Source organism: Marinobacter excellens LAMA 842 (genome assembly GCF_001574445.1).
In the GTDB taxonomy this organism is placed as follows: domain Bacteria; phylum Pseudomonadota; class Gammaproteobacteria; order Pseudomonadales; family Oleiphilaceae; genus Marinobacter; species Marinobacter shengliensis.
Genome location: NZ_LOCO01000002.1, coordinates 262,168 through 283,500 on the forward strand (window position 1 = coordinate 262,168; position 21,333 = coordinate 283,500).

Sequence of the window (21,333 nt, forward strand, 5' to 3'; positions counted from 1 at the left end):
TGTAAACAGGAGTATGGCGATATGAGACGCAGACATCGCAGGCTGACGGCTCAGGCGGATCTGGACATTACCGCGTTTCTGAACCTGATGATTGTGCTGGTACCGGTGTTGTTGCTGGGCATGGTATTCACGCAGATCCGCATGATAGAGCTGAATTTTCCGGGGATGGAAGCCGGGCAGGCGCCAGCCTCTGAAAATTTCCGGCTGGTGGTCACTGTTATTCCCGGTGGCCTGGAAGTGGCCGACAGTGAGCGCGGGCTGATTGAAGTGCTTCCGGTCAAGGATGGCGGCCAGGACTACCAGGGGCTCAGCGCCCTTCTTCAGCAGATCAAGGCCCGTATGCCCGAAAAGACCGACGTAACCCTGGAAGTAGGCCCGGATGTGGATTATCAGACACTGGTAACCGTTATGGACACAGTCCGCTCTTACCCGGCAGTGGTTGCCGCCAGCGTGGTGGAGGCTGAGTTGTTCCCGGATGTGTCCCTGATGGATGCAGGCGAAGATCGTACCCTTGCGCAGAGTGCGTCAGCAGCAGACGGGGGTGGAGTATGAAGGCATCGCGTCGCGCCCGTCTGCGCCAACGCCATTACGGCAGGATGCATACGGCCGGTGGCCTGAACCTGGTGTCGCTGATGGATATATTCACCATTCTCGTGTTCTTTCTGATGGTGAATTCCTCCGATGTGAAGGTAATGCAGAATACAGCAGACGTGCCTTTGCCCACCTCGACGGCGGAGAAAGAAGCCGTGGAGAACCTGACCGTGCAGGTCAGTGGCCGATCCATTCTGGTTCAGGGCCGGGAAGTGGCGAGGCTGGACGGCATTGAGGCCTCGGACACTCACATTGCGGGCCTGTCTGAGGAGCTGGCGTATCGACGGGGCCGATGGGCGGAAGTGCCAGATCAGGGACTGGAAGTCACCATCATGGCGGGGAAAGAGACCGACTACCGGTTACTGCGCAAGATCATGCAAACCTGCGTGGACGAGGATTTCCGGCAGGTCCGGCTGGCGGTAGAGGGGGAGGTGCGCAATGGCTGAACGCAAGCCAGGCACACAAATTTCCCGCCTTCCCTGGAGCAGAGATGGATGGGAGAGCGCGCGTTTCGGTGTGATACTCGCAGTCATGCTTGCGTTGTTTCTGGTGCCGGCGCTCATCATTCCAAACCTGCAGGTGCCCGAACGGGAACGGTCGGAAGCAGAGCGCATTCCGCCGCGGCTGGCGCAGTTGGTGGAGGCGCCAAAACCCGCTGTAGTTGAAGTGCCAGAGCCAGAGCCAGAGCCAGAGCCCTCGCCGGAGCCTGAACCCGAGCGGGCGGAAGCTGAACCGGTCGTGGCCGACCCGGAACCCCGTCCGGAACCCAGGGTCTCGGCACCCCAAGAGCAGACCACTGAACAGGCGAGGGAAAATGCCGCACGTTCTGGTTTGTTTGCCATGAAAGACCGGCTTGCGGCACTGAAGGCGCCAGAGCCCTCAGCCCGGCCCGAGAATCGAACCGCCAATATTGGTGATGCACAGGCAGAGGTGCAGCAACCGGAAGGCGACCGCTCCAGGGTGTTAGCCGGCAGTGGCGGCGTCCAGAGCCGTGAGGGGCCGGCCCGGGAAGTGGCGCTGGCAGAGCATAGCATGCAAACTGTTTCTGCGCCCCGGGAAGTGGCGGTTGACCCGGCAACCCCGGCCAGGCCCTCGGTAGGTGAGCGGGCCATGAGCAATATCCGGCAGGTGTTTGATACCCAGAAAAGTGTGCTCTACGGCCTGTACCAGCGGGAACTGCGACAGGACCCGACGCTGGAAGGCAAAGTCACCCTGGAGCTGGTGATAGAGCCGGACGGCTCGGTGTCCGCATGCCAGGTGGTCAGCTCAGAGCTGGGCAACCCGGCCCTGGAGCAACGCATTGCCATGCGGGTACAGATGTTCAATTTTGGCGCAGACAATGTCGAAACCCGGAAGGTTCGATTCCCGATCGATTTCCTCCCGGGCTGACAGGGCCCGACCTCAGCTTTCGATAGTAATTTTCGGCAGGCGTGGCTTTTGCAGTGAGATTTTCTCGGTGGGGGCGATGACTTTCGCCTCGCCGGTCACCACTTGGCTGTCATTCTGATTGCGCACATCGCACTGGAGTACCACGCGATTCTTCGGTTCTTTGCGCACTACGGTGAGGGTGACGGTCAGGGTGTCGTCCAGTTTGACCGGGCGCTTGAACGACAGGCTCTGCTCAAGGTAAATGGTGCCGGGGCCGGGCATGACCGTGGCCAGTGCGGCAGAAATCAGAGAGCCACTCCACATTCCATGGGCAATGCGCTCTTTGAACATGGACTCCGCGGCAAACTGGGAGTCCAGGTGTACCGGGTTCACATCCCCCGACACCGCTGCAAACAATACCAGCTCATCTTCGGTCAGTGTCCGGGTGAAGGTGGCAGAGTCGCCCTCGTTCAATTCGTCATAGGTAATATTTTCAAGGGTATCCAGGGTGTCGCTCATCACAGACTCCGGTGATGGAAGAAGTGTTTGAAAGGGGTATACAGTTGTACCGTTTAACGCTTCGGAAACTACCTCATCGTTAACAAAACTGCTATTCTCTCCCGACTTTTTAAGGCTGAGACTTTTGTCGGGTTGATTTTTTGATCAGTTCGGCCTTGGCAAAACATTACAATCAGGGAGCTTCTGAACCCATCCGGTGGCTCCCCAATAGCGCCAATCAGACAGGAGATGGTGATGGATTTTGAGCAGTTCTATCAAGACAAGTACCCCGCCGGCATTCCCCGTGAGGTAGATCTCAAGAAATACAAAAACATGGTGGATGTATTTGAACAGGCTGTTAAGAAGTTTGCAGACAAGCCTGCGTTCACTGCGGTTGGCGTCACCCTGACATACCGGGATCTTGATACTCAGAGCCGTAATTTTGCGGCCTGGCTGCAGAACAAAACCGATCTCAAACCGGGTGATCGCATTGCGGTGCAAATGCCCAACATTACCCAGTACCCGGTGATTGTCTTCGGTGCCATGCGTGCTGGCCTGATCGTGGTTAACACCAACCCCCTGTACACCACCCGTGAAATGGAACACCAGTTCAACGATTCCGGTGCCAAGGCGCTGGTGGTGCTGGCCAACATGGCAGACAATGCGGAAAAAGTGCTGCCCCATACCGGCATTGAGCACGTGATCGTGACTGAAATTGCCGATATGCATTCACCCATCAAGCGTACCCTGATGAACGCTGTGGTGAAGCACGTCAAGAAGATGGTTCCGTCCTACAACCTGCCGACTGCCCACAAACTGCCGGCGGTGCTCAGTGCCGGTGCCCGTGAGAAGTTCACTCCGGTTGACATCAATCTGGACGACCTGGCTGTACTGCAGTACACCGGTGGCACCACGGGTGTCGCCAAGGGCGCGATGCTGACCCACGCTAACCTGGTGGCCAACCTGACCCAGGTGCGCCCGATGATGGAAGACCAGGTAGAAGAGGGCAAGGAAGTGGTGATTGCACCGCTGCCGCTGTACCACATCTACTCGTTTACCCTGAACTGCGGCATCATGCTGGAAGCCGGCGCCCACAACGTTCTGATCCCGAACCCGCGCGATATTCCGGGCTTCGTGAAGGAAATGCAGAAGCAGAAGTTCTCTGCTTTCATTGGCCTGAACACCCTGTTCGTGGCCCTATGTAACAACGAGGACTTCCAGGATCTGGATTTCTCCGGCCTGAAGCTGACGGCTTCTGGTGGTATGGCGCTGACCAGCGATACCGCAAAAATGTGGGAACGGGTGACCGGTTGTGAGATCAGTGAAGGTTACGGCATGACTGAAACCTCTCCGGTGGTTACCTTCAACCCCCGCAGCGCTATCCAGATCGGCACCATCGGCCTGCCGATCCCGTCCACCGTGGTTAAAACCATCGACGACGACGGCAACGAAACACCCATCGGTGAGCCCGGGGAACTGTGTGTGAAAGGCCCGCAGGTGATGCGTGGTTACTGGCAGCGCCCGGAAGACACCCAGAAGTCCTTCACTGACGATGGCTTCCTGAAAACCGGTGACGTTGCACTGATCCAGGAAGATGGCTATATCCGCATTGTTGATCGCAAGAAAGACATGATCATTGTCTCTGGCTTCAACGTGTTCCCGAACGAGATTGAAGACGTGGTAACCAGCCATCCGAAAGTGGTTGAGTGCGCCGCTGTGGGCATTCCGGACGCCAAGAGCGGCGAGGCCGTCAAGGTCTACGTGGTGCCCACGAAAGACGGTGTCACCGCAAACGAACTCAAAGAGTTCTGCCGCGAGCGCCTGACCGCCTACAAAGTGCCCAAGCACTTTGAGTTCCGGGACGAGCTGCCCAAGAGTAACGTGGGCAAGATTCTGCGCCGTGAACTGCGGGATGAAGCCAACGCCAAGTAAACGGCGATTGGTGCAACCGCGAGGTTGCACTGCTTCCCACAAAGACCCTGCTCAGGCAGGGTCTTTGTGTTTCTACCGTTTGGATTTCCCGCTAGACTGTGGCGCCTTGTGATGCATCCATCAATCCATGAGTCTGTTGCCGTTCAATGACTGACAAAACAACGCCCGATAACGCCCAACCCACGGCTGCTGATCCTCAGGCGGCAGTGAAGGCCTTTATGAGCCAGCTGGATGTCTGTAACCAGCAGGAAGCGGCGCGCATTATCCGCAGAGTGGGCCGAACCAAGGGCAAGCCGGGCCAGAAAGACCTGGAACAGATGGCGAACTGGTTGGAACAGGGGCTTGAGAAGGTGCGCCAGCGTCAGGCGCTGCACCGCCCAGCGAGTTTTCCGCCGGGACTACCGGTCAGTGATCGGGTGGACGACATCAGCGAGGCCATTCGTCATCATCAGGTGGTGATCATCGCCGGTGAAACCGGCTCCGGTAAAACCACCCAGATTCCGAAAATCTGCCTGAACCATGGCCGTGGCGTTCGTGGGCTGATTGGCCACACCCAACCGCGCCGGATTGCCGCGCGCAGTGTCGCCGCCCGTATCGCCGAAGAGCTTGGTGAACAGGTTGGCCAGCAGATCGGTTACCAGGTGCGCTTTACCGACAACACCTCGGAGGCGTCCCGGGTCAAGGTCATGACCGATGGCATCCTGCTGGCGGAGATCCAGCACGACCGCTTTCTGGATCGTTATGACACGCTGATTATCGATGAGGCCCATGAACGAAGCCTGAATATCGATTTCCTGCTCGGGTACCTCAAGCAACTGTTACCGAAACGGCCGGATCTGAAAGTCATCATTACCTCCGCCACCATTGAGGTTGATCGCTTCAGCGAGTTCTTCGATAAAGCACCGGTTATTGAGGTCAGCGGCCGAACGTTTCCGGTGGACGTCCGCTATCGGCCCCTGACCGGCGATGAAGACGACCGTGACCAGGGCTGGACCGACGGCGTACTGTCAGCCCTTGAGGAGATCGAACAGCACGAACGCAAGGAGAAGCAGCCCCCAGGAGATGTGTTGGTGTTCCTGCCGGGTGAGCGGGAAATACGGGCGCTCAGTAAAGTGCTGCGGCATGCGGAGCTGCGACACACCGAAGTATTGCCGTTATATTCCCGGCTCAGTAACCAGGAACAGAACCGGGTTTTCCAGGCCCATAAAGGCCGGCGGCTTGTATTGTCCACCAACGTGGCGGAAACCTCGCTGACGGTACCCGGTATTCGTTACGTGATCGATACCGGGGTTGCGCGAATCAGCCGTTACAGCGTTCGCTCCAAGATTCAGCGCTTGCCGATCGAGCCAATCTCCCAGGCCAGCGCCAACCAGCGGGCGGGGCGTTGCGGGCGAGTGGCGCCAGGTATCTGTTTCCGTCTCTATGATGAAGCCGATTTTCTTAACCGGCCCGAGTATACCGACCCGGAAATCCTGAGAACCAATCTGGCCTCGGTCATCCTGCAAATGGCCACCTCGGGCCTGGGCGATATCCAGAATTTCCCCTTCCTGGAAGCGCCGGATCGCCGCCAGGTGAACGATGGCTACAAGCTGCTGGAAGAGCTGAGCGCTGTTGACGATAAACGCCGAGTGAGCCGTCTCGGCCGGACCATGGCACGCCTGCCACTGGACCCACGCCTGGCACGGATGCTGGTGACGGCCGCTGAGCAGGGCAGCCTGAGCGAAGTGCTGATTGTGATTGCCGGCCTCAGTGTCCAGGACCCAAGAGAGCGGCCCCAGGACAAACAGCAGGCAGCCGACCAGGCCCACGCACCGTTCAACGACAAGGAATCGGACTTTGCCACCTTGTTGAATATCTGGAACTGGTTTGAGGAGCAACGCCAGGAGCAATCCCAGAACCAGCTAAAGAGGCTTTGCCAGAAAACCTTCCTGAGCTGGATGCGAATGCGCGAGTGGCGGGATATTCACCGGCAACTGACGTTGATCTGTCGGGAGCAGAAACTGGCACTGAACAAGCAGCCGGCAAGCTATGAGTCCATGCACAAGGCGATTCTTGCCGGTTTGCTGGGCCACGTTGCGGTCAAGGTAGAGAAGCGGGAATACCTGGCCACTCGAAATCGGAAAGTGATGATCTTTCCTGGTTCGAAGGTGGCCAAGTCCGGGCCCAAGTGGATTGTGGCGGCGGAAATTGTGGAAACCAGCAAGGTATTCGCCCGCATGGTTGCTGCTATCCAGCCGGAATGGGTTGAGCCCCTTGCAGGCCATGTCGTAAAGCACCACTTTTTCGAACCCCACTGGGAGCAGAAACGAGCCCAGGTGATGGGTTACGAGAAGGTGACTCTGTATGGACTCGATATCGTCGCCAAGCGGCGGATTCCCTACGCCAAGGTAGACCCGGAGGAATGCCGGAATCTGTTCATCCGGCGCGCCCTGGTGGAGGGGGATTACCGCTCAAAGGCTCCGTTTATTGCCCGCAATCGGGAGATGCTCGATACCGTCGAGAACCTGGAGAAGAAAACCCGCCGTCGTGACCTGTTGGTGGATGACGAGGTGTTGGTGGCCTTTTACGACCAGAGGCTGCCGAAAGACATTGTTAGCGGTCGCCACTTTGAAAGCTGGTGGAAGGGCCTGTCTGCCGACGAACTTCGCAAACTGGAGCTGACCGAGGCCGATGTCTTGCAGCGCCCGCTGGACCAAGGCGCAGCGGAGCAATATCCGGATTATCTGGAGTGGGAAGGCGTCAAGTACCCGCTCAGTTACGAATTCGAGCCCACCAGCGAGCGGGACGGGGTAACCCTGCAGGTGCCGTTGATGGCGCTCAAGCAGATTCCGTCACGCCGGCTGGAATGGCTGGTGCCGGGGCTGTTGCGAGAAAAATGCATCGCCCTGGTGAAAGGGTTGCCCAAATCCCTGCGCCGTAACTTTGTGCCGGTTCCGGATTTCGTCGATGCCGCCCTCGCCAACATGCAGCCTGGCAACGAGCCCCTTGCCCTGAAACTGGGGGATCAACTGCGCCGGATGACCGGTGTGCAGATTGATCCGGAAGCCTGGCCGGAGGACGAATTGCCCCGGCACCTGCGGATGAACCTTCGGGTAACCGGAGACAAAGGCAAAGTGGTGGCAGAGAGCCGGGATACCGACGATTTGCAGGCCAAGCTGGAGGGTCGGGCGGAAGCGTCGCTGGCCTCGGCTACCAGCGACGATGATCGTTCGAGAGCACCGAAAGAATTCAGTGACTGGCAGTTTGGCAATATGCCCGAGCAGGTGCAGACCGAAAAAGGCGGTATGCAGGTAACCGTCTATCCCGCCCTTGAGGACCTGGGCAAGCAAGTACGGTCCATTCGCTGCCTGGACCGGTTAACGGCTGAGGACACCATGCGCCGGGGTATTGCCCGGCTGATCATCAACCGGTTTGGCAACACCCTCGCGGACCTTGAGCGCAAGCTGCCCCGGTTCAAACAGTCCGCGCTGATGTTTGCCCCGGTAGGACAGGCGAAGGTGCTGCTGGACGATCTGTTGTTGTCTGCGGTGATGCAACACTTCCTGCCCGGAACCCTGCCCAGAGACGAAGAAAGCTTTATCCGAGTGTTCGATGCCCACCGCGGGGATTTTATTCCGGCGTTAGAGCAGGCCGACGAACGCCTTTACCAGGCTATGGCCGGTTACCAGAAAGTGGCCAAACAGCTCAAGGGCAAAATTAACCTGGCGCTGGCGCAGAGCATGGCAGATCTGAAATTCCAGCTTCAGCACCTGGTCTATCCGGGCTTCCTGGTGGCCACGCCATCCCAGTGGCTGGAACGCTTCGGGGTGTATTTCGAGGCTGCCTTGATTCGCCTGGAAAAAATGCCCAGGGAGATGGGCCGCGAGCGCGAATTCCTGCACACCATTGAGCCACTATGGGCCCGCTACGCCACCAAGCTGGAACAGCAGAAACGCCAAGGTGTGCGGGACCCTGAACTGGAGCTGTACCGCTGGATGCTGGAAGAATATCGGATCTCATTCTTTGCCCAACAACTGGGCACGGCGATGACCGTATCGGCCAAGCGACTCGATAAACAGTGGCAGAACACACGGGTGTAGGGCCTGAATATGGTGCTTCTCGGGCCAGTGTGAGGGAGGGCTGCACTGTTCTGGTGCTACTGGACTTTGGTCAGGCGGGCAATTCCGGCCGTGTGTGTTAGTATTTCTGACAGCATAGTGTCTTATTACAACCATGACGTGGGGTTATTGTGATTAAAGCCGTCATCAGCGGAACCGGCCTGTATACGCCACCCGCCATTATTGAAAACGATCAACTGGTTGAAGCCTTCAATCAATACGTAGAGCTGTATAACGATGAACATGCGGAAGAGATAGCCCGCGGTGAACTGACGGCTCTGCAACCTTCGTCATCTGCCTTTATTGAAAAGGCATCGGGTATCAAGCGCCGTCATGTGATTGACCGTGAAGGTATCCTGGACCCGAAGCGCATGACACCGAATATTCCGGACCGGGATAACGACGAACCGTCAGTCCAGTGCGAGATGGCCATTGTGGCCTGTAAGGAAGCACTGGAGCAGGCGGGCAAAACTCCGGCAGATGTGGATGCGGTGATTGTTGCCTGTTCCAACCTGCAGCGCGCCTATCCGGCCATTTCCATTGAAGTCCAGCAAGCCATGGGCATCGACGGTTTTGCTTATGACATGAATGTGGCCTGCAGCTCCGCCACCTTTGGAATCCAGGCCGCGGTGAACGCGGTGGAAAACGGTAGCGCCAGAGGGGTTCTGGTGGTCAGTCCGGAAATCTGCTCCGGGCATCTGAATTTCCGGGACCGGGACAGCCACTTCATATTCGGCGATGCCTGCACGGCGATTCTGGTGGAAAGGGAAGAGGACACCCAGGCAGGCCAGGGTTTTGAAATTCTCGGCACCCGCCTGAAGACTCAGTTTTCCAACAATATCCGGAACAACTTTGGCTTCCTGAACCGGGCAGACGAATCGGGTATTGGCAAGCCGGACAAGCTATTCATTCAGCAGGGTCGCAAAGTGTTCAAAGAGGTGTCACCGCTGGTGGCAGACACCATTCAGGGCCATCTGGCATCCCTGCAGCTGACGCCTGAAGACCTCAAACGCATGTGGCTGCACCAGGCCAACCTGAACATGAACCAACTGATTGCCAGAAAGGTTCTCGGCCGGGATGCAACGGTCGAGGAAGCGCCGGTGATTCTGGACGAATACGCCAACACCAGCTCGGCCGGTTCGATCATTGCCTTCCATAAACACAAAGATGACCTGAAAACCGGCGACCTGGGCGTGATCTGCTCCTTCGGCGCCGGCTATTCCATCGGTAGCGTGGTTGTTCGCCACCGGTGAGGCCTGTTACCTCGCTGCCAGCGCCCTCAGGGTGTCTGGCAGGGGGGTGGACTTTCGGGAAGCCCGATCCATCCAGACAATCTTGGCGTAGCCTTCCGCGTAAACTACCCCGGTATCTGAATCTTTCAGCAGGTGGTAGGTATCCAGACTGGTATTTCCCGCTTTGTCCGCGTATGTTTCAACAACGACGTTGGCGGGGTGAGTCAATTCCTTCAGAAATGTGGCACTGGTCTTTATAATGACCGGTCCGGTTGGCTCTTCCGCGCCACCCAGTTCCAGTGACGACAGCCAGACAATCCGGGCTTCTTCAAAGAAGCGGAAGTAAACCGTGTTATTGGCGTGGCCGTATGCATCCATATCGCCCCATCGCAGCGACATGGTCAGGGAACTGACGGGATTTCCCGGTACTGACATCTGATTTCCTCCGGATGACGTTCATAATAATAATCAAGCGCCGGTATTGTCGACGAACTGAAACAGGTTAAACAACCCAAGAGAGCAAAATGAGAAACCTTTTATCCCGGCGCCTGACCACGCTGGCCGCTCTGATACTGCTGACGTTTTCAGGTGGCCAGTTACACGCCCAGAACATGCAGGAGCCGGTTCCCGAGGGTTCAACCCCGGTCAATACCGATGATCCTTACGAGAGCTGGAACCGGAAGGTGTTTTCGTTCAACGATGCCATTGATCGTTGGTTTCTCCGCCCCGTCGCCCAGGCCTACCGCACCGTCACGCCCACGATTGTTGACCGGGGTATTACCAACTTTTTCAATAATCTCACCGAAATCCGCAATTTCAGCAACAGCTTGCTGCAGTTGAAAGGGGAGTCGGCCGTGGTGGCCGCCGGGCGCTTCACCTACAACACGGTGTTTGGCCTCGGGGGTATTTTTGATGTGGCCACCGCCTTTGATTTGCCCGAGCGCCCGGAAGATTTTGGTCAAACCCTGGGATACTGGGGTGTTGGCTCTGGCCCATACCTGGTGATGCCGCTTCTCGGCCCGGCGACTCCGCGCTATTTTACCGGCATGGCAACTGACGGGTTCCTTTTGCCATCTGCCTGGGATGAGGTCAGCAGTCCCGAGCGATATTACCTGCGGGCATTACAGATTGTTGATAAGCGGGCCGACCTTATCCCGGCAGAAAGCTTTATTTCTGGTGACCGGTACACGTTTGTGCGTAATGCTTTCCTGCAGCGTCGTGAATTCCTGATTAACGATGGTAAGATCACGCAAGACCCCTTCGCAGATGATGACGACTTCATGCTCGACGATTTCTGAGCGTTCACGCCGGGAGGCCGCAGGTGATCAAGGACCCCAGGATAGCCCGATTCCGCAAGTTGTTGGCGGAAGCTCCCAATTATGAACAGTGGAAGGCTGCCGCGCTGGAACTGGATTTTCTCGAAGGCAACGCGGAGTGGAAGGAGGACTTTGCATCTGACCTTTATCACTATGAGCTGATCTATGACCGGCTCAGTAACATCAAGCAGTATCGTCAGCAGAACGACTTCGAGCGTTTGAAGCGAGCGCTCCGGGAAGGCCTCCACCATGATCTTGGCAACATGGGCAATCCCGCGCTTTACACCCGTTCCCGGGTTGGTACCAAGCACCTGATCGAGGAGTACATCACCCAGGTGTGCGAGGCCCTGGATTATCTGTGTGATCATCCGGTGCCAGGCTTCCCCGTCTACGACAAGCTCCAGTTCTTCAGAGACACCCTGACCAGTTATGGCAGGCCAACGTTGCTGCTCAGCGGCGGCGCCAGTCTGGGCATGTTCCATTTCGGTGTGATCAAGGCGCTCTGGGAAAAAGGCCTGCTACCGCAGGTTATTGCGGGTTCCAGTATTGGTGCCATCATTGCCGGTATCCTCGGCGTGCATACTGACGCGGAAATCCCCGAGATGCTGGTGCCCGAGAACCACAACCTCAACGCCTGGAAGTGGCGGGGGATCATGAGCGCCATGCGGGGTGATGGCCTGATGGATCAGGAAACCCTGAAAAACTGCCTGCGGGCAAACATCGGCGACTACACCTTTGAGGAGGCCTATCAGCGCACCGGGCGTAGCATCAATATCAGTGTGTCTCCGGTACAGACTCACCAGAAAGCCCGGTTGATGTGCGGTTACACCTCGCCTTATATCCAGGTGTGGAGTGCGGCTCTTGCCAGTGCCGCGGTGCCAGGCATTTTCCCTCCCGTTACTCTGATGAAGAAAGACCTTTACGGTAATTCGCTGCCGTACATGCCCCGGTTGAAGTTTGTGGATGGCTCGGTAGTCAGTGACCTTCCGATTGAGCGATTGGTCCATCTGTACGATGTGAACTTCACCATTGTCAGTCAGACCAATCCCCATGTTGTGCCGTTCCTCAGCCAGCAGAGCCGGGACGAAAAGCTGTCCCTGGGAAGCCTGCCGATGCATCTGGTGAAGTCCGAGATCCAGTTCCACGGCCAGGGTGTGTTCGATTATCTGAGAAAAAGGGTACGCCCGGAACTGATGCGGCAGATGGCTGGTCAGATGTACACCATTATGGCTCAGCGCTACTCCGGCGATGTGACGATTGCACCCACCTATGCATTCCGGGACTTCCGTCGTATGCTGTCGAATCCCAGCCCGGAGTATGTCCGTGAGATGATTCTGGCCGGAGAGCGCGCAACCTGGCCGAAAATTTCGATGATTCGCTCCCACGCACGCATTTCAAAAACGCTTGAACGGTGCGTTCGTCGCCTGAAACAACAGAACCGCAAGGCCGCTGAATTACGACTGGTCAGCGGAGCCGACAAGGCTAAACCCTGATCCTGAGGAACCATGTACTACGATTTTTTCGGCTTTAGGGAACCTCCGTTTTCAATCGCACCGGACCCTCGCTACCTGTACCTGAGTGATCGCCACAAGGAAGCCCTGGCGCACCTGATGTACGGCGTGCAGGGGCAGGGCGGGTTTATTGTCATTACCGGTGAGGTGGGAACCGGCAAAACCACCGTATGCCGCTGCTTTATCGAGAATGCTCCCGAGCATGTCGACATTGCGCTGATTCTCAATCCGCGGCTGTCTGCCCGGGAACTGTTGTCTTCGATCTGTGACGAGCTGGAAATCGACCATGCGCCGGAAGCCACCATCAAGCAACTGGTGGATGGCATCAATCAGGACTTGCTCAAGGCTCACGCTGCGGGCCGTCATAAAGTTCTGATCATTGACGAAGCCCAGAATCTGTCCGCCGATGTGCTGGAACAATTGCGCCTGCTCACCAACCTGGAAACTGCCGAGAAAAAGCTGCTTCAGATTGTGCTGTTGGGCCAGCCGGAATTGCAGGATATGCTGGCACTGCCCGAATTGCGCCAGCTCAACCAGCGTGTGACCGCCCGGTATCATCTGGATGCCATTGAGCAGGAAGATCTGCCGGCTTACCTTCGCTACCGTTTGAGTGTCGCCGGGCTGCGCGGGGATATCTTCAGCCCGGCCGCCGTCCGGAAACTCTATCGCCAGAGCCTGGGAATTCCCCGCCTGATCAACCTGATCAGTGATCGTGCGCTGCTGGGCGCTTATGCTGAGGGTGAACACCAGATCACCGCCGACCACATCCGCCAGGCAGCTCGGGAAGTTCATGGTAACAGCCGCCTGATGAACACCGGGGGTGGCAGGGAGGTTTCCCGCGCGGGTCATCTGTTGTTGTTATCGGCGTCGATTCTGGTGGCGATCATTGGCACCATCTGGTTGTTCCAGCTGCCGGTAACCGAGCAGACCCTCGCTGACGACCTCGACGCGCCCGCCATCTCTGGCATTATCGAGCGAGTCGGTGAGCCGGTGGTGGCTGAGCCCGAACCCGACACGGCAGCGCCGACTACACCTCCAGCACCCGTGGAACCCGATGTAACACCCTTCGAATTCGAACGACACACCCAAGCGCTGACCGAGGCATTTGGCCAGCTGTTCGGCGTTTGGGGCGAAGAGTATGACGCCCGGCAGTTTCCGGTTGCCTGCGATTACGCCCGGAGCGTCCGCCTTGGCTGCCTGGAACGGCAGGGCAGCCGACGAAGCCTGGAGTTTCTGGATCGCCCGGCGATTCTGCACCTTCGCAATGGTCGAGGCGACACCGGCTATGTGGTGCTGCGATCTCTGGAGGGTGATACTGCCAGTATCGAGTTGGCGGGGGAAACCCGGGAGATTCCGTTTCGCCAGTTAGAGCAGTATTGGTACGGTGATTTCCGGGTGCTGTGGCGAATGCCCGAATATATGTCGGGTGATGGTTTTTTTGCCGGAACTTCCGGGGCACAGCTATGGATGGGCGCACGGATGATGGAGCTGGCAGATCGGATATCGCCGAACCAGGCAGAGAGCGCCCGGGTAAAGCGGCTGACCACCGAAGAACAGGTGCGCTGGTATCAGGAGGTCAAAGGACTGACGGTGGATGGGATTGCCGGGCCGATGACCATTATCCAGATCAATAATGACCTGGGCACGAATGTACCCCGGCTGGTAGCGGCCCGTGTGGGCAATAGCGGGTAGGCTATGTCATATATTCTTGATGCGTTGAGAAAATCCGAAGCCGAGCGGCGACAGGGCAAGGCACCAGACCTGGGGCAGCAGGTACAAATGGTCTATCGGCCCAAAAAGAAGCCGTTATCGCCCGTTGTCTGGGTGGTTCTGGCGTTGCTGCTCAATGCAGCTGTGATGGCATACCTGTTCTGGCCAGAACAGCCGGCAGATCAGCGTCCGGTCGACGAAACGCCAACAGTGGCCCGAAAGACGCCATTGGTTGCCGATCCTGATTTGGTTGCTGATCCGGATGTATCGGTGTCTGAACAGGGGCAGCCGGGCCGGGAGCCTGTGCCGGTTGAGGCTACGCCCCAGGCAGAGCCAAACCAGGAAGTGGTTGCAGCATTTGAGGTGGCGGGCGAACCCCTGGTTGAATCCGGCAATGAAGCTCCCCTGGTGATTGTGCCGGACCAGTCTGTTCGGGAAAGGGTGTTGACGCCGGCAGACTCTCAGGGCAGAGTGCCGCACCTGGTAGAACTACCGCTGTCGTTTCAAAAGAGCGTTCCTGATTTGACCTTCAATAGCCATATCTATTCATCCGACCCCATGGCCAGCCGGGTAATGATCAACAACCAGTATCTTCGCCCTGGCGACACCTTTGCCAGCCTGGTGGTTGAACGTATCACCGAGGATGGCGTGATTCTCAGCAAATCTGGCCAACGTTTCCGGGTGGGCACGGTACGAGACTGGGTGAGCCCGCGATAATGGCGCTGACTGACGACGTCAAACAACAAATCCAGCAGGCCTATCGCGATGTGTTGGCCGGTAAGGACGTTCGCGCCCGGTACGGCCAGCGGCTGATGATCGCGGAGATTGCCCGTTACATGGGCGAAATCACTGACAACGACGGCCAGCGCACCTCACCGCCGGCGGCTTGCGTAGTGGAAGCAGGAACCGGTACCGGCAAAACCCTGGCGTACCTGATTTCGGCGATACCCGTGGCCAAGGCCCTGGGTAAGACGCTGGTGATCTCCACGGCAACCGTGGCCCTGCAGGATCAGATTGTCCTGAAAGACCTGCCGGATCTTCGTAAACACAGCAAGCTGGATTTCAGCTGGACCCTTGCCAAGGGGCGGGGCCGCTATCTGTGCATGTCCCGCCTGGAAGCCCGGTTACACGACGAAGGGCACGGCGACAGCGATACCATGCCCCTGTTCCTTCTTGATCAGCCTATGGACGACGAGGCAGCAAGCCGAATCACCTTTGAGAAGATGCTTGCCACCTACGGTTCCCGTGAATGGGACGGCGACCGTGACCACTGGCCCGAGCAAATTCCTGATGACATCTGGCGCCAGGTGACCACCGACCACCGCCAGTGCACCAATCGCCATTGTGCCTACTTCGACAGTTGCGCGTTTTTCGATGCCCGCAAAGACCTGGATGACGCCGATGTGGTGGTGGCCAACCACGACCTGGTGCTGGCCGATCTTGCCCTCGGCGGCGGAGCCATTTTGCCGGAGCCTGAGAACGCGCTGTTCATCTTTGACGAGGCGCATCACCTGCCGGACAAAGCGCTGAACCATTTTGCCGCGTCGGTGCCGTTAAACTCCACACGGCAATGGCTGAAACAGTTGTCCCAGGCTCTGGTAAAGGTGCAGCCCTGGTTGCCAGGCGGCTCCCAGGCGGCCAAGGCGGTTGAGAAAATCAGTACCTCTGGTCGTGACCTGGATCTTACGCTTGGTAAGGTTTACGAAGAGGTTGAACAGAACACCGGTTGGGAATTCAACGATGAACGGCGCAGCGCCCAGTGGCGTTACCCGGATGGTGAACTGCCGGAGGCGGTTGCAGAGTTGGCGGCGGAGACCCGGATTGTTACCGCCGGCCTGGTTCGGCACCTGGGTAACCTGGTGGATGAACTGCAAAGTGCCTTCGATGAGCGAAAAGACCCGGAGCTGGACCGGGACACCGCCGATTCCTGGTATCCGGTGATTGGCGCTTTCCATAGCCGGGCTGAGGAACAGTTGCGCCTGTGGGCGGCCTGGTGTGAATCCGGGCCAGCTGTTCCGCAAAACGAAGAGCAGGCGGAAGCCGCGCCGGTGGTGCGCAAAGGTCCACCGCCTGCCCGCTGGGCCGTGCGCCAACGTTGGGACCACGCGGAAGATATTACCCTGTTCAGCTCACCGGTGCTGGCGGACAACCTGTTGTATTCCCGCCTGTGGTCGCGGGTCTATGGCGCCGTTCTGACCAGTGCCACACTGACGGCCCTGGGCCGTTTCGACCGTTTGCGTTCCCGGGCGGGATTGCCAGAGGCCAGCCGTTATCTGGTGGTGCCCAGTTCCTTCCGTTATGGCGAGATGGCCACGGTGGAAGTGCCGGCTATGGCTGCCATGCCAACCGATGATGGCTTTGCCGAGGCGCTGATCAAGCGGCTACCAGATCTCTGGGCCGGTGAGAAGGCCACCCTGGTTCTGTTTACATCCCGCCGGCAAATGCAGCAGGTGAGGGATGCCCTGGCACCGGATTATCCCGAGTTGATTCTTACTCAGGATGACATGGCCAAGAACGAGGTGTTGAAAACGCACTGCTCTCGTGTTGATGAAGGGCGGCCCAGTGTGCTGTTCGGAGTGGCCAGCTTTGCCGAGGGTATCGACCTGCCCGGAAAGTACCTGCACCACGTGGTGATCACCCGCCTGCCGTTCTCAGTGCCGGACGACCCGATCGAGGCGAGTCTGGCGGAGTGGGTAACCCAGCGCGGTGGCAACCCGTTTATGGAAATCACCGTGCCGGATGCCTCCGTCAAGCTGGTTCAGGCGGTGGGGCGGCTGTTGCGCACCGAGCAGGATACCGGGAGGGTAACCATTCTGGACCGGCGTATAGTGGCACGCCGATACGGACAGTTGCTGCTGGACGCGCTGCCGCCGTTCCGGCGAATCATCGAGCATTAATTCGGGTCTTGCCCATAAAAAAAGAGCCAGCCCGAAAGGGGATGGCTCTTATCGAAAGGGGTTCAAACGAACCCGGGCGTCGAAACAACGCGGAACAAGAAGTCTGAAGGCCTGAAGTTCAGAATTCTCGGTAAGGCGTTAACCTCACCATGGTTGAATAATAGGGCTTAACGGGGCGTAAATGGATCGTCCAAAGGGCGTAGTGAAGAGGCTTAATTCTCGAAAAGTGTGACGCACATCACACGTTTATTCGCGGAGCACTTTCAGTTCCCGTGCCCGGGCCAGGGCTTCGGTGCGCCGGCTAACGCCGAGTTTGCCGTACAGGTTCCGGATATGGGCTTTGACGGTGGCGGGCGCCACCGCCATCCTTGTGGCGATGTCCTTGTTGGCCAGCCCCTGATTAATCAGGAGCAGTACTTCCTGTTCTCTCTGGCTCAGGGGTTCGGCCAGCCCGTCAGTTGTTTCAGAGGGCTGGTCCGATTGGGGCTTGGATAGGGCAATGTCGGCGTTTCCGGATAGCTGGTCTTTCAGCATGGTCAGCAGTTCACGGTTCCAGCGCCCGGGCGTTCGTAGTCGGGGGCAGTCCAGCAGCATGGCCCGGATGCTGGGGCTTTCTTCCGCAAACAGCTTCAAAAAACCCGCGTTTTCGGCCCGATCCAGCGCCCGCTCCAGCATGACGGCGGCTTCCTCAGTGCGATCTTCCTGCGCAAGGGCATCGGCATACACTAACAGGATCTCCACCAGATGTCGGTTATGGGCGTTGCGTTCTGCCACCGGAACCAGTGCCGACAGGGTTTCCTGCGCTTTCTGGTAATCCTTGAGGGCTACCTGCACCCGGGCCAGCGCGATCTGGTTCTGTTCCCGGTTCAGGGGGTTGGTGGCTGGTGTTTCCAGGGCCGCCTTCAGGGTGGTCATGGCTTTATCAGCGAGGCCCAGCGCAAGGTAACAACGGGCCAGAAGGGCCGAAGCGGCAGGTGGATCAAACAGGATGTGGTCACGGCGCTTGCTGCCAACGGCGACAGCGTCTCCCAGCAATTCGATGGCTTCTTCGAGTTCACCTTGGCTGAACGCAAGGTGGCCGCGTACGTACTGGATGACCACGTGCTGTCCGGGCTCCGTACCTTTCTCCACATGCTCTAGCAGCGGAGACAGGTAACTGGCGGCCAACTCCGGCTCATTGCGTTCACGGTAGATTTCGGTCAGCGCACTGTTCTGCCAGCAGGAAATAAGCCGTGGCTGGCTTGGGTCTGCAAAATGCTCATCCACCCAGTTACGTACGCGGGTGGTGGTTTTCAGGGCCAGCTCGGTGTCACCACGGTTGTACTGAATCCACGCCAGCAGGCCGCCAGAGGACAGCGCGGTGCTGGCCTTGCGCTCTATCTGTCCATAGTGAACGGCTGATTCCAGCGCTTCCTCGGCATCGTTGAGTTCACCCTTGCCAAAGTAGTCGAGGCCGAGGCCATAATAGGTGACGGATTTCAACGGTATCTGGATCTGATCGATGTCCTTGAGTACCTGACGGGTGAGGTCCGACGCATTCTTTTCGTCATTCCTGCTTCGGGCCAGGTAAGAACGCACCAGGGATATTTCACTGTGGATAGCCAGCGCGCCCTCGGCATCAGGATGGGAATCGGCTACCCGCTGGTCGAGCAAATCTTCGACTTCTGTCAGCAGCGGCGCCAGGCCCTCAACGCGGTTGGCAAAGAACAGCCCCCAGATTCTAAGCATCTGTAGCTGAGGGCTTTCAGCCAGTTGCCTTGGCGGTATGGTATCCAGCCAGGCCAGTACCGGTAGGTGGTAGCCACCGTGAATCAGGTTGTTACCATGCTCGGCAAGCACCCGGGCCAGGCGGTCGGTGTCATTCTGGCTGACGATCTGGGCAATCCCTTCCTGCACTTGGCCGTGGCTAAGCAACCAGTCAATGGTGCGGGACTGGAGCACCGCCGCCCGTTCTGGATCAATGGATTCTATCCGTTGGAGCAGAGCTTCCCGGAACAGGTCATGGTAGCGGAACCACTGGTTGTGTTTGTCCAGGGGAATCAGGAACAGGTTCAGGGAGAGCAGGCGAGTGAGGATGTCCTGGCTGTCATCCCGCTGGCGAACGGCATTGCACAGTGAGCTGGACAGACGAGGGCAGTAAGCGGTGTCCAGCAGGAATCCGGTGAGTTCGTCCGGGAGTTGGTGCAGAACTTCGGTCAGAACATAATCACTGATCAGTGCACCATCTGGTGTGCCGATACGCTCATGGCCGGAGTGGCCGGACTCCAGGGCTTCGGTCTTACCTGCCAGTGCGGAGAGCTGCATGGCGGCAACCCAGCCCTCGGTGCGCCGGCAAATGGTGCGGATCTCCTGTTCAGACAGGTTCATCGCCATGGTGTTCTGGAAGAAGGCTCTGCATTCGTCCTCCGAAAACGCCATCAGTCCCGGATGAATATCCTGAACCTGGCGCCTGACCCGCCACCGTGCCAATGGCAGTGGGGGTTCAGTGCGGGAGGCAATGGTTACCAGGATGCCCGGGGGAAGGTAGTCCATACACCAGGCCAACTGACGATGGATGCCGTCGTTACTGATCACATGGTAATCGTCGAGAACCAGATGCCAGGGATTGCGGTCTTCGGCCAGGGCATTGACCAGCCCGGTAATGGCGGCGTTCAGGTCATCACCCTGCTGCCGGGCCAGCTGTTTTTCGCTATCTTCAAGCCCCATTAGCCCGGCGTGCTTGAACGCGCCAATCACATACTGCCAGAACTGCACTGGCTGGTCGTCATGTTCATCCAGTGACAGCCAGGCGGTACTGGTACTGTTGCGGGCGCACCACTGGCTGACCAGAGTAGTTTTGCCAAAGCCGGCCGGCGCCACGATCAGGTTCAGCTTTTTACCTTGCTCCGGTTCCAACAGAGCGTCCAGCCGGTGCCTGCGCACAGCTCTGGAATCGGGTGTTGGCCTGAGAAATTTGGTGGTCAGTAGCATGGTTTCCCGGGGTCAGGGCATGGTCGTTACCGGATTGTGTGCTTTGTCGCACACAAGTCAAGTGCTGTGGTGACGCAAAGCGTTGGTGGGGCAGCGAATCCTGGTAATTGGTCTACACTGAATACAGATTAAATTGTATATCCAAAAAGAATGAAAAAATAAATTCTTATGCGTATTATCGAGTAAAAGACTCATCCAGGGAGCGACAGACTCAATGAAATTACAGCAGCTGCGTTATATCTGGGAAGTGGCGCACCACGATCTGAACGTCTCCGCCACCGCCCAGAGCCTTTTCACTTCCCAGCCGGGTATCTCAAAGCAGATTCGGTTGTTGGAAGATGAGTTGGGCCTGGAGGTGTTTGCCCGCAGTGGCAAGCACCTGACCCGCATCACCCCTGGTGGCGAGATTATCATCCGGGAAGCCGGTGAAATATTGCGCCGGGTAGAGGGCATCAAAAAGATTGCCCAGGAGTTCAGCAATCAGCGTAAGGGCGACCTGAGTATTGCCACCACCCATACCCAGGCCCGTTACGCCTTGCCACCGGTGATCAGAGGTTTCATTGCAGAATATCCGGATGTTTCTCTGCACATGCATCAGGGCACGCCGATGCAGATTTCCGAGATGGCGGCCAATGGCGCCGTGGATTTTGCCATCGCCACTGAGGGCATGGATCTGTTCAATGATCTGATTATGATGCCTTGTTACAAATGGAACCGCTGCGTAATCGTGCCCAAGGATCATCCATTGGCAAAAGGGCAGGAGCTGACCCTGGAAGAGCTGGCGGAGTATTCCCTGGTGACCTACGTCTTTGGTTTTACCGGCCGGTCGAAGCTGGATGAGGCCTTCCAGTCCCGTGGCCTGACACCAAAAGTGGTGTTTACCGCTGCGGACGCCGACGTGATCAAAACCTACGTAAGATTGGGCCTTGGGGTGGGGATTATTGCCAGCATGGCGTTTGATCCAAAAGTGGATACCGATCTGGTATCGCTGGATGCCAGCAAATTGTTCCGGCCTTCCGTCACCCGCATCGGGTTCCGGAAAGGGACTTTCCTGCGTGGTTACATGTACGATTTCATGCATAGGTTTGCGCCACACCTGACTAAAGACATGATCGATAACGTGGTCGCGCGTCAGGGCAGTCGCACAGAAATCCAGGAATTGTTCAAGGATATTGAACTGCCGGTTTATTGAAGTTCTGAATAACAGATAA

Annotated in this window: 15 protein-coding genes; 12 read left to right on the plus strand and 3 right to left on the minus strand. The window is 57.7% G+C overall.

From position 1 onward, the window contains the following. The first annotated feature begins 21 nt into the window (after positions 1-21). From J122_RS03305 to J122_RS03315, 3 genes are read left to right on the plus strand one after another with little or no spacing between them, the layout of a single operon-like run. Positions 22-552: an ExbD/TolR family protein gene (locus J122_RS03305; protein WP_061331108.1), complete on the plus strand. Its 531-nt coding sequence runs from the start codon at positions 22-24 to the stop codon at positions 550-552. After that, a complete protein-coding gene (locus J122_RS03310; protein ID WP_061331109.1) occupies positions 549-1,037 on the plus strand; it encodes an ExbD/TolR family protein in 489 nt (162 codons plus the stop codon). Before J122_RS03305 ends, J122_RS03310 begins: the two co-directional genes overlap by 4 nt. Then, complete coding sequence (locus tag J122_RS03315) at positions 1,030-1,980, plus strand: AgmX/PglI C-terminal domain-containing protein (RefSeq protein ID WP_061331110.1); 951 nt, start codon at positions 1,030-1,032, stop codon at positions 1,978-1,980. The genes J122_RS03310 and J122_RS03315 overlap by 8 nt, the downstream gene beginning before the upstream one ends. Positions 1,981-1,992: 12 nt before the next feature. On the opposite strand, the gene J122_RS03320 is transcribed toward J122_RS03315, so the two are convergent. Continuing rightward, positions 1,993-2,478, minus strand: a complete 486-nt coding sequence (locus tag J122_RS03320; protein WP_061331111.1) for a MaoC/PaaZ C-terminal domain-containing protein — start codon at positions 2,476-2,478, stop codon at positions 1,993-1,995. Positions 2,479-2,712: 234 nt separating this feature from the next. On the opposite strand from J122_RS03320, the gene J122_RS03325 reads away from it, so the two are divergent. From J122_RS03325 to J122_RS03335, 3 genes are all read left to right on the plus strand, one after another. After that, positions 2,713-4,389 carry a long-chain fatty acid--CoA ligase gene (locus tag J122_RS03325; protein WP_061331112.1) on the plus strand — a complete coding sequence of 559 codons (1,677 nt, stop codon included), beginning with the start codon at positions 2,713-2,715 and terminating at the stop codon, positions 4,387-4,389. A 218-nt stretch (positions 4,390-4,607) separates the two neighbouring features. Beyond that, complete coding sequence (gene hrpA, locus J122_RS03330) at positions 4,608-8,468, plus strand: ATP-dependent RNA helicase HrpA (protein ID WP_061331176.1); 3,861 nt, start codon at positions 4,608-4,610, stop codon at positions 8,466-8,468. Positions 8,469-8,617: 149 nt separating this feature from the next. After that, positions 8,618-9,739, plus strand: a complete 1,122-nt coding sequence (locus tag J122_RS03335) for a beta-ketoacyl-ACP synthase III (RefSeq protein WP_061331113.1) — start codon at positions 8,618-8,620, stop codon at positions 9,737-9,739. 6 nt (positions 9,740-9,745) lie between these two features. Here the strand turns inward: J122_RS03335 and J122_RS03340 are convergent, their stop codons facing one another. After that, positions 9,746-10,153 carry an acyl-CoA thioesterase gene (locus tag J122_RS03340; protein ID WP_061331114.1) on the minus strand — a complete coding sequence of 136 codons (408 nt, stop codon included), beginning with the start codon at positions 10,151-10,153 and terminating at the stop codon, positions 9,746-9,748. A gap of 89 nt (positions 10,154-10,242) precedes the next feature. Here J122_RS03340 and J122_RS03345 point away from each other — a divergent pair, with 89 nt between their 5' ends. From J122_RS03345 to dinG, 5 genes are read left to right on the plus strand one after another with little or no spacing between them, the layout of a single operon-like run. Continuing rightward, on the plus strand, positions 10,243-11,016 hold the full coding sequence (locus J122_RS03345; protein WP_061331115.1) for a VacJ family lipoprotein: 774 nt from the start codon (positions 10,243-10,245) through the stop codon (positions 11,014-11,016). A gap of 23 nt (positions 11,017-11,039) precedes the next feature. Beyond that, positions 11,040-12,527, plus strand: coding sequence for a DUF3336 domain-containing protein (locus tag J122_RS03350; protein ID WP_061331116.1), 1,488 nt, complete (start codon positions 11,040-11,042; stop codon positions 12,525-12,527). A 12-nt stretch (positions 12,528-12,539) separates the two neighbouring features. Next, positions 12,540-14,237, plus strand: a complete 1,698-nt coding sequence (locus J122_RS03355; RefSeq protein WP_061331117.1) for an ExeA family protein — start codon at positions 12,540-12,542, stop codon at positions 14,235-14,237. Positions 14,238-14,240: 3 nt separating this feature from the next. Beyond that, complete coding sequence (locus J122_RS03360; protein WP_061331118.1) at positions 14,241-14,972, plus strand: general secretion pathway protein GspB; 732 nt, start codon at positions 14,241-14,243, stop codon at positions 14,970-14,972. Next, positions 14,972-17,152, plus strand: coding sequence for an ATP-dependent DNA helicase DinG (gene dinG / locus J122_RS03365; protein ID WP_061331119.1), 2,181 nt, complete (start codon positions 14,972-14,974; stop codon positions 17,150-17,152). The genes J122_RS03360 and dinG overlap by 1 nt, the downstream gene beginning before the upstream one ends. A gap of 246 nt (positions 17,153-17,398) precedes the next feature. Here the strand turns inward: dinG and J122_RS03370 are convergent, their stop codons facing one another. Next, positions 17,399-20,122, minus strand: a complete 2,724-nt coding sequence (locus tag J122_RS03370; protein WP_061331120.1) for a LuxR C-terminal-related transcriptional regulator — start codon at positions 20,120-20,122, stop codon at positions 17,399-17,401. Positions 20,123-20,336: 214 nt separating this feature from the next. Between J122_RS03370 and cysB the strand changes: the two genes are divergently transcribed. Beyond that, positions 20,337-21,314, plus strand: coding sequence for an HTH-type transcriptional regulator CysB (gene cysB, locus J122_RS03375; protein ID WP_061331121.1), 978 nt, complete (start codon positions 20,337-20,339; stop codon positions 21,312-21,314). The last annotated feature ends 19 nt before the right edge of the window (positions 21,315-21,333 follow it).

Excerpts from the sequence above, each read along its gene's own strand:
- J122_RS03305 (WP_061331108.1), top strand. The coding sequence starts at position 22 with ATGAGACGCAGACATCGCAGGCTGACGGCTCAGGCGGATCTGGACATT.
- J122_RS03310 (WP_061331109.1), top strand. The coding sequence starts at position 549 with ATGAAGGCATCGCGTCGCGCCCGTCTGCGCCAACGCCATTACGGCAGG.
- J122_RS03315 (WP_061331110.1), top strand. The coding sequence starts at position 1,030 with ATGGCTGAACGCAAGCCAGGCACACAAATTTCCCGCCTTCCCTGGAGC.
- J122_RS03320 (WP_061331111.1), bottom strand. The coding sequence starts at position 2,478 with ATGAGCGACACCCTGGATACCCTTGAAAATATTACCTATGACGAATTG.
- J122_RS03325 (WP_061331112.1), top strand. The coding sequence starts at position 2,713 with ATGGATTTTGAGCAGTTCTATCAAGACAAGTACCCCGCCGGCATTCCC.
- hrpA (WP_061331176.1), top strand. The coding sequence starts at position 4,608 with ATGAGCCAGCTGGATGTCTGTAACCAGCAGGAAGCGGCGCGCATTATC.
- J122_RS03340 (WP_061331114.1), bottom strand. The coding sequence starts at position 10,153 with ATGTCAGTACCGGGAAATCCCGTCAGTTCCCTGACCATGTCGCTGCGA.
- J122_RS03345 (WP_061331115.1), top strand. The coding sequence starts at position 10,243 with ATGAGAAACCTTTTATCCCGGCGCCTGACCACGCTGGCCGCTCTGATA.
- J122_RS03355 (WP_061331117.1), top strand. The coding sequence starts at position 12,540 with ATGTACTACGATTTTTTCGGCTTTAGGGAACCTCCGTTTTCAATCGCA.
- J122_RS03360 (WP_061331118.1), top strand. The coding sequence starts at position 14,241 with ATGTCATATATTCTTGATGCGTTGAGAAAATCCGAAGCCGAGCGGCGA.
- dinG (WP_061331119.1), top strand. The coding sequence starts at position 14,972 with ATGGCGCTGACTGACGACGTCAAACAACAAATCCAGCAGGCCTATCGC.
- J122_RS03370 (WP_061331120.1), bottom strand. The coding sequence starts at position 20,122 with ATGCTACTGACCACCAAATTTCTCAGGCCAACACCCGATTCCAGAGCT.
- cysB (WP_061331121.1), top strand. The coding sequence starts at position 20,337 with ATGAAATTACAGCAGCTGCGTTATATCTGGGAAGTGGCGCACCACGAT.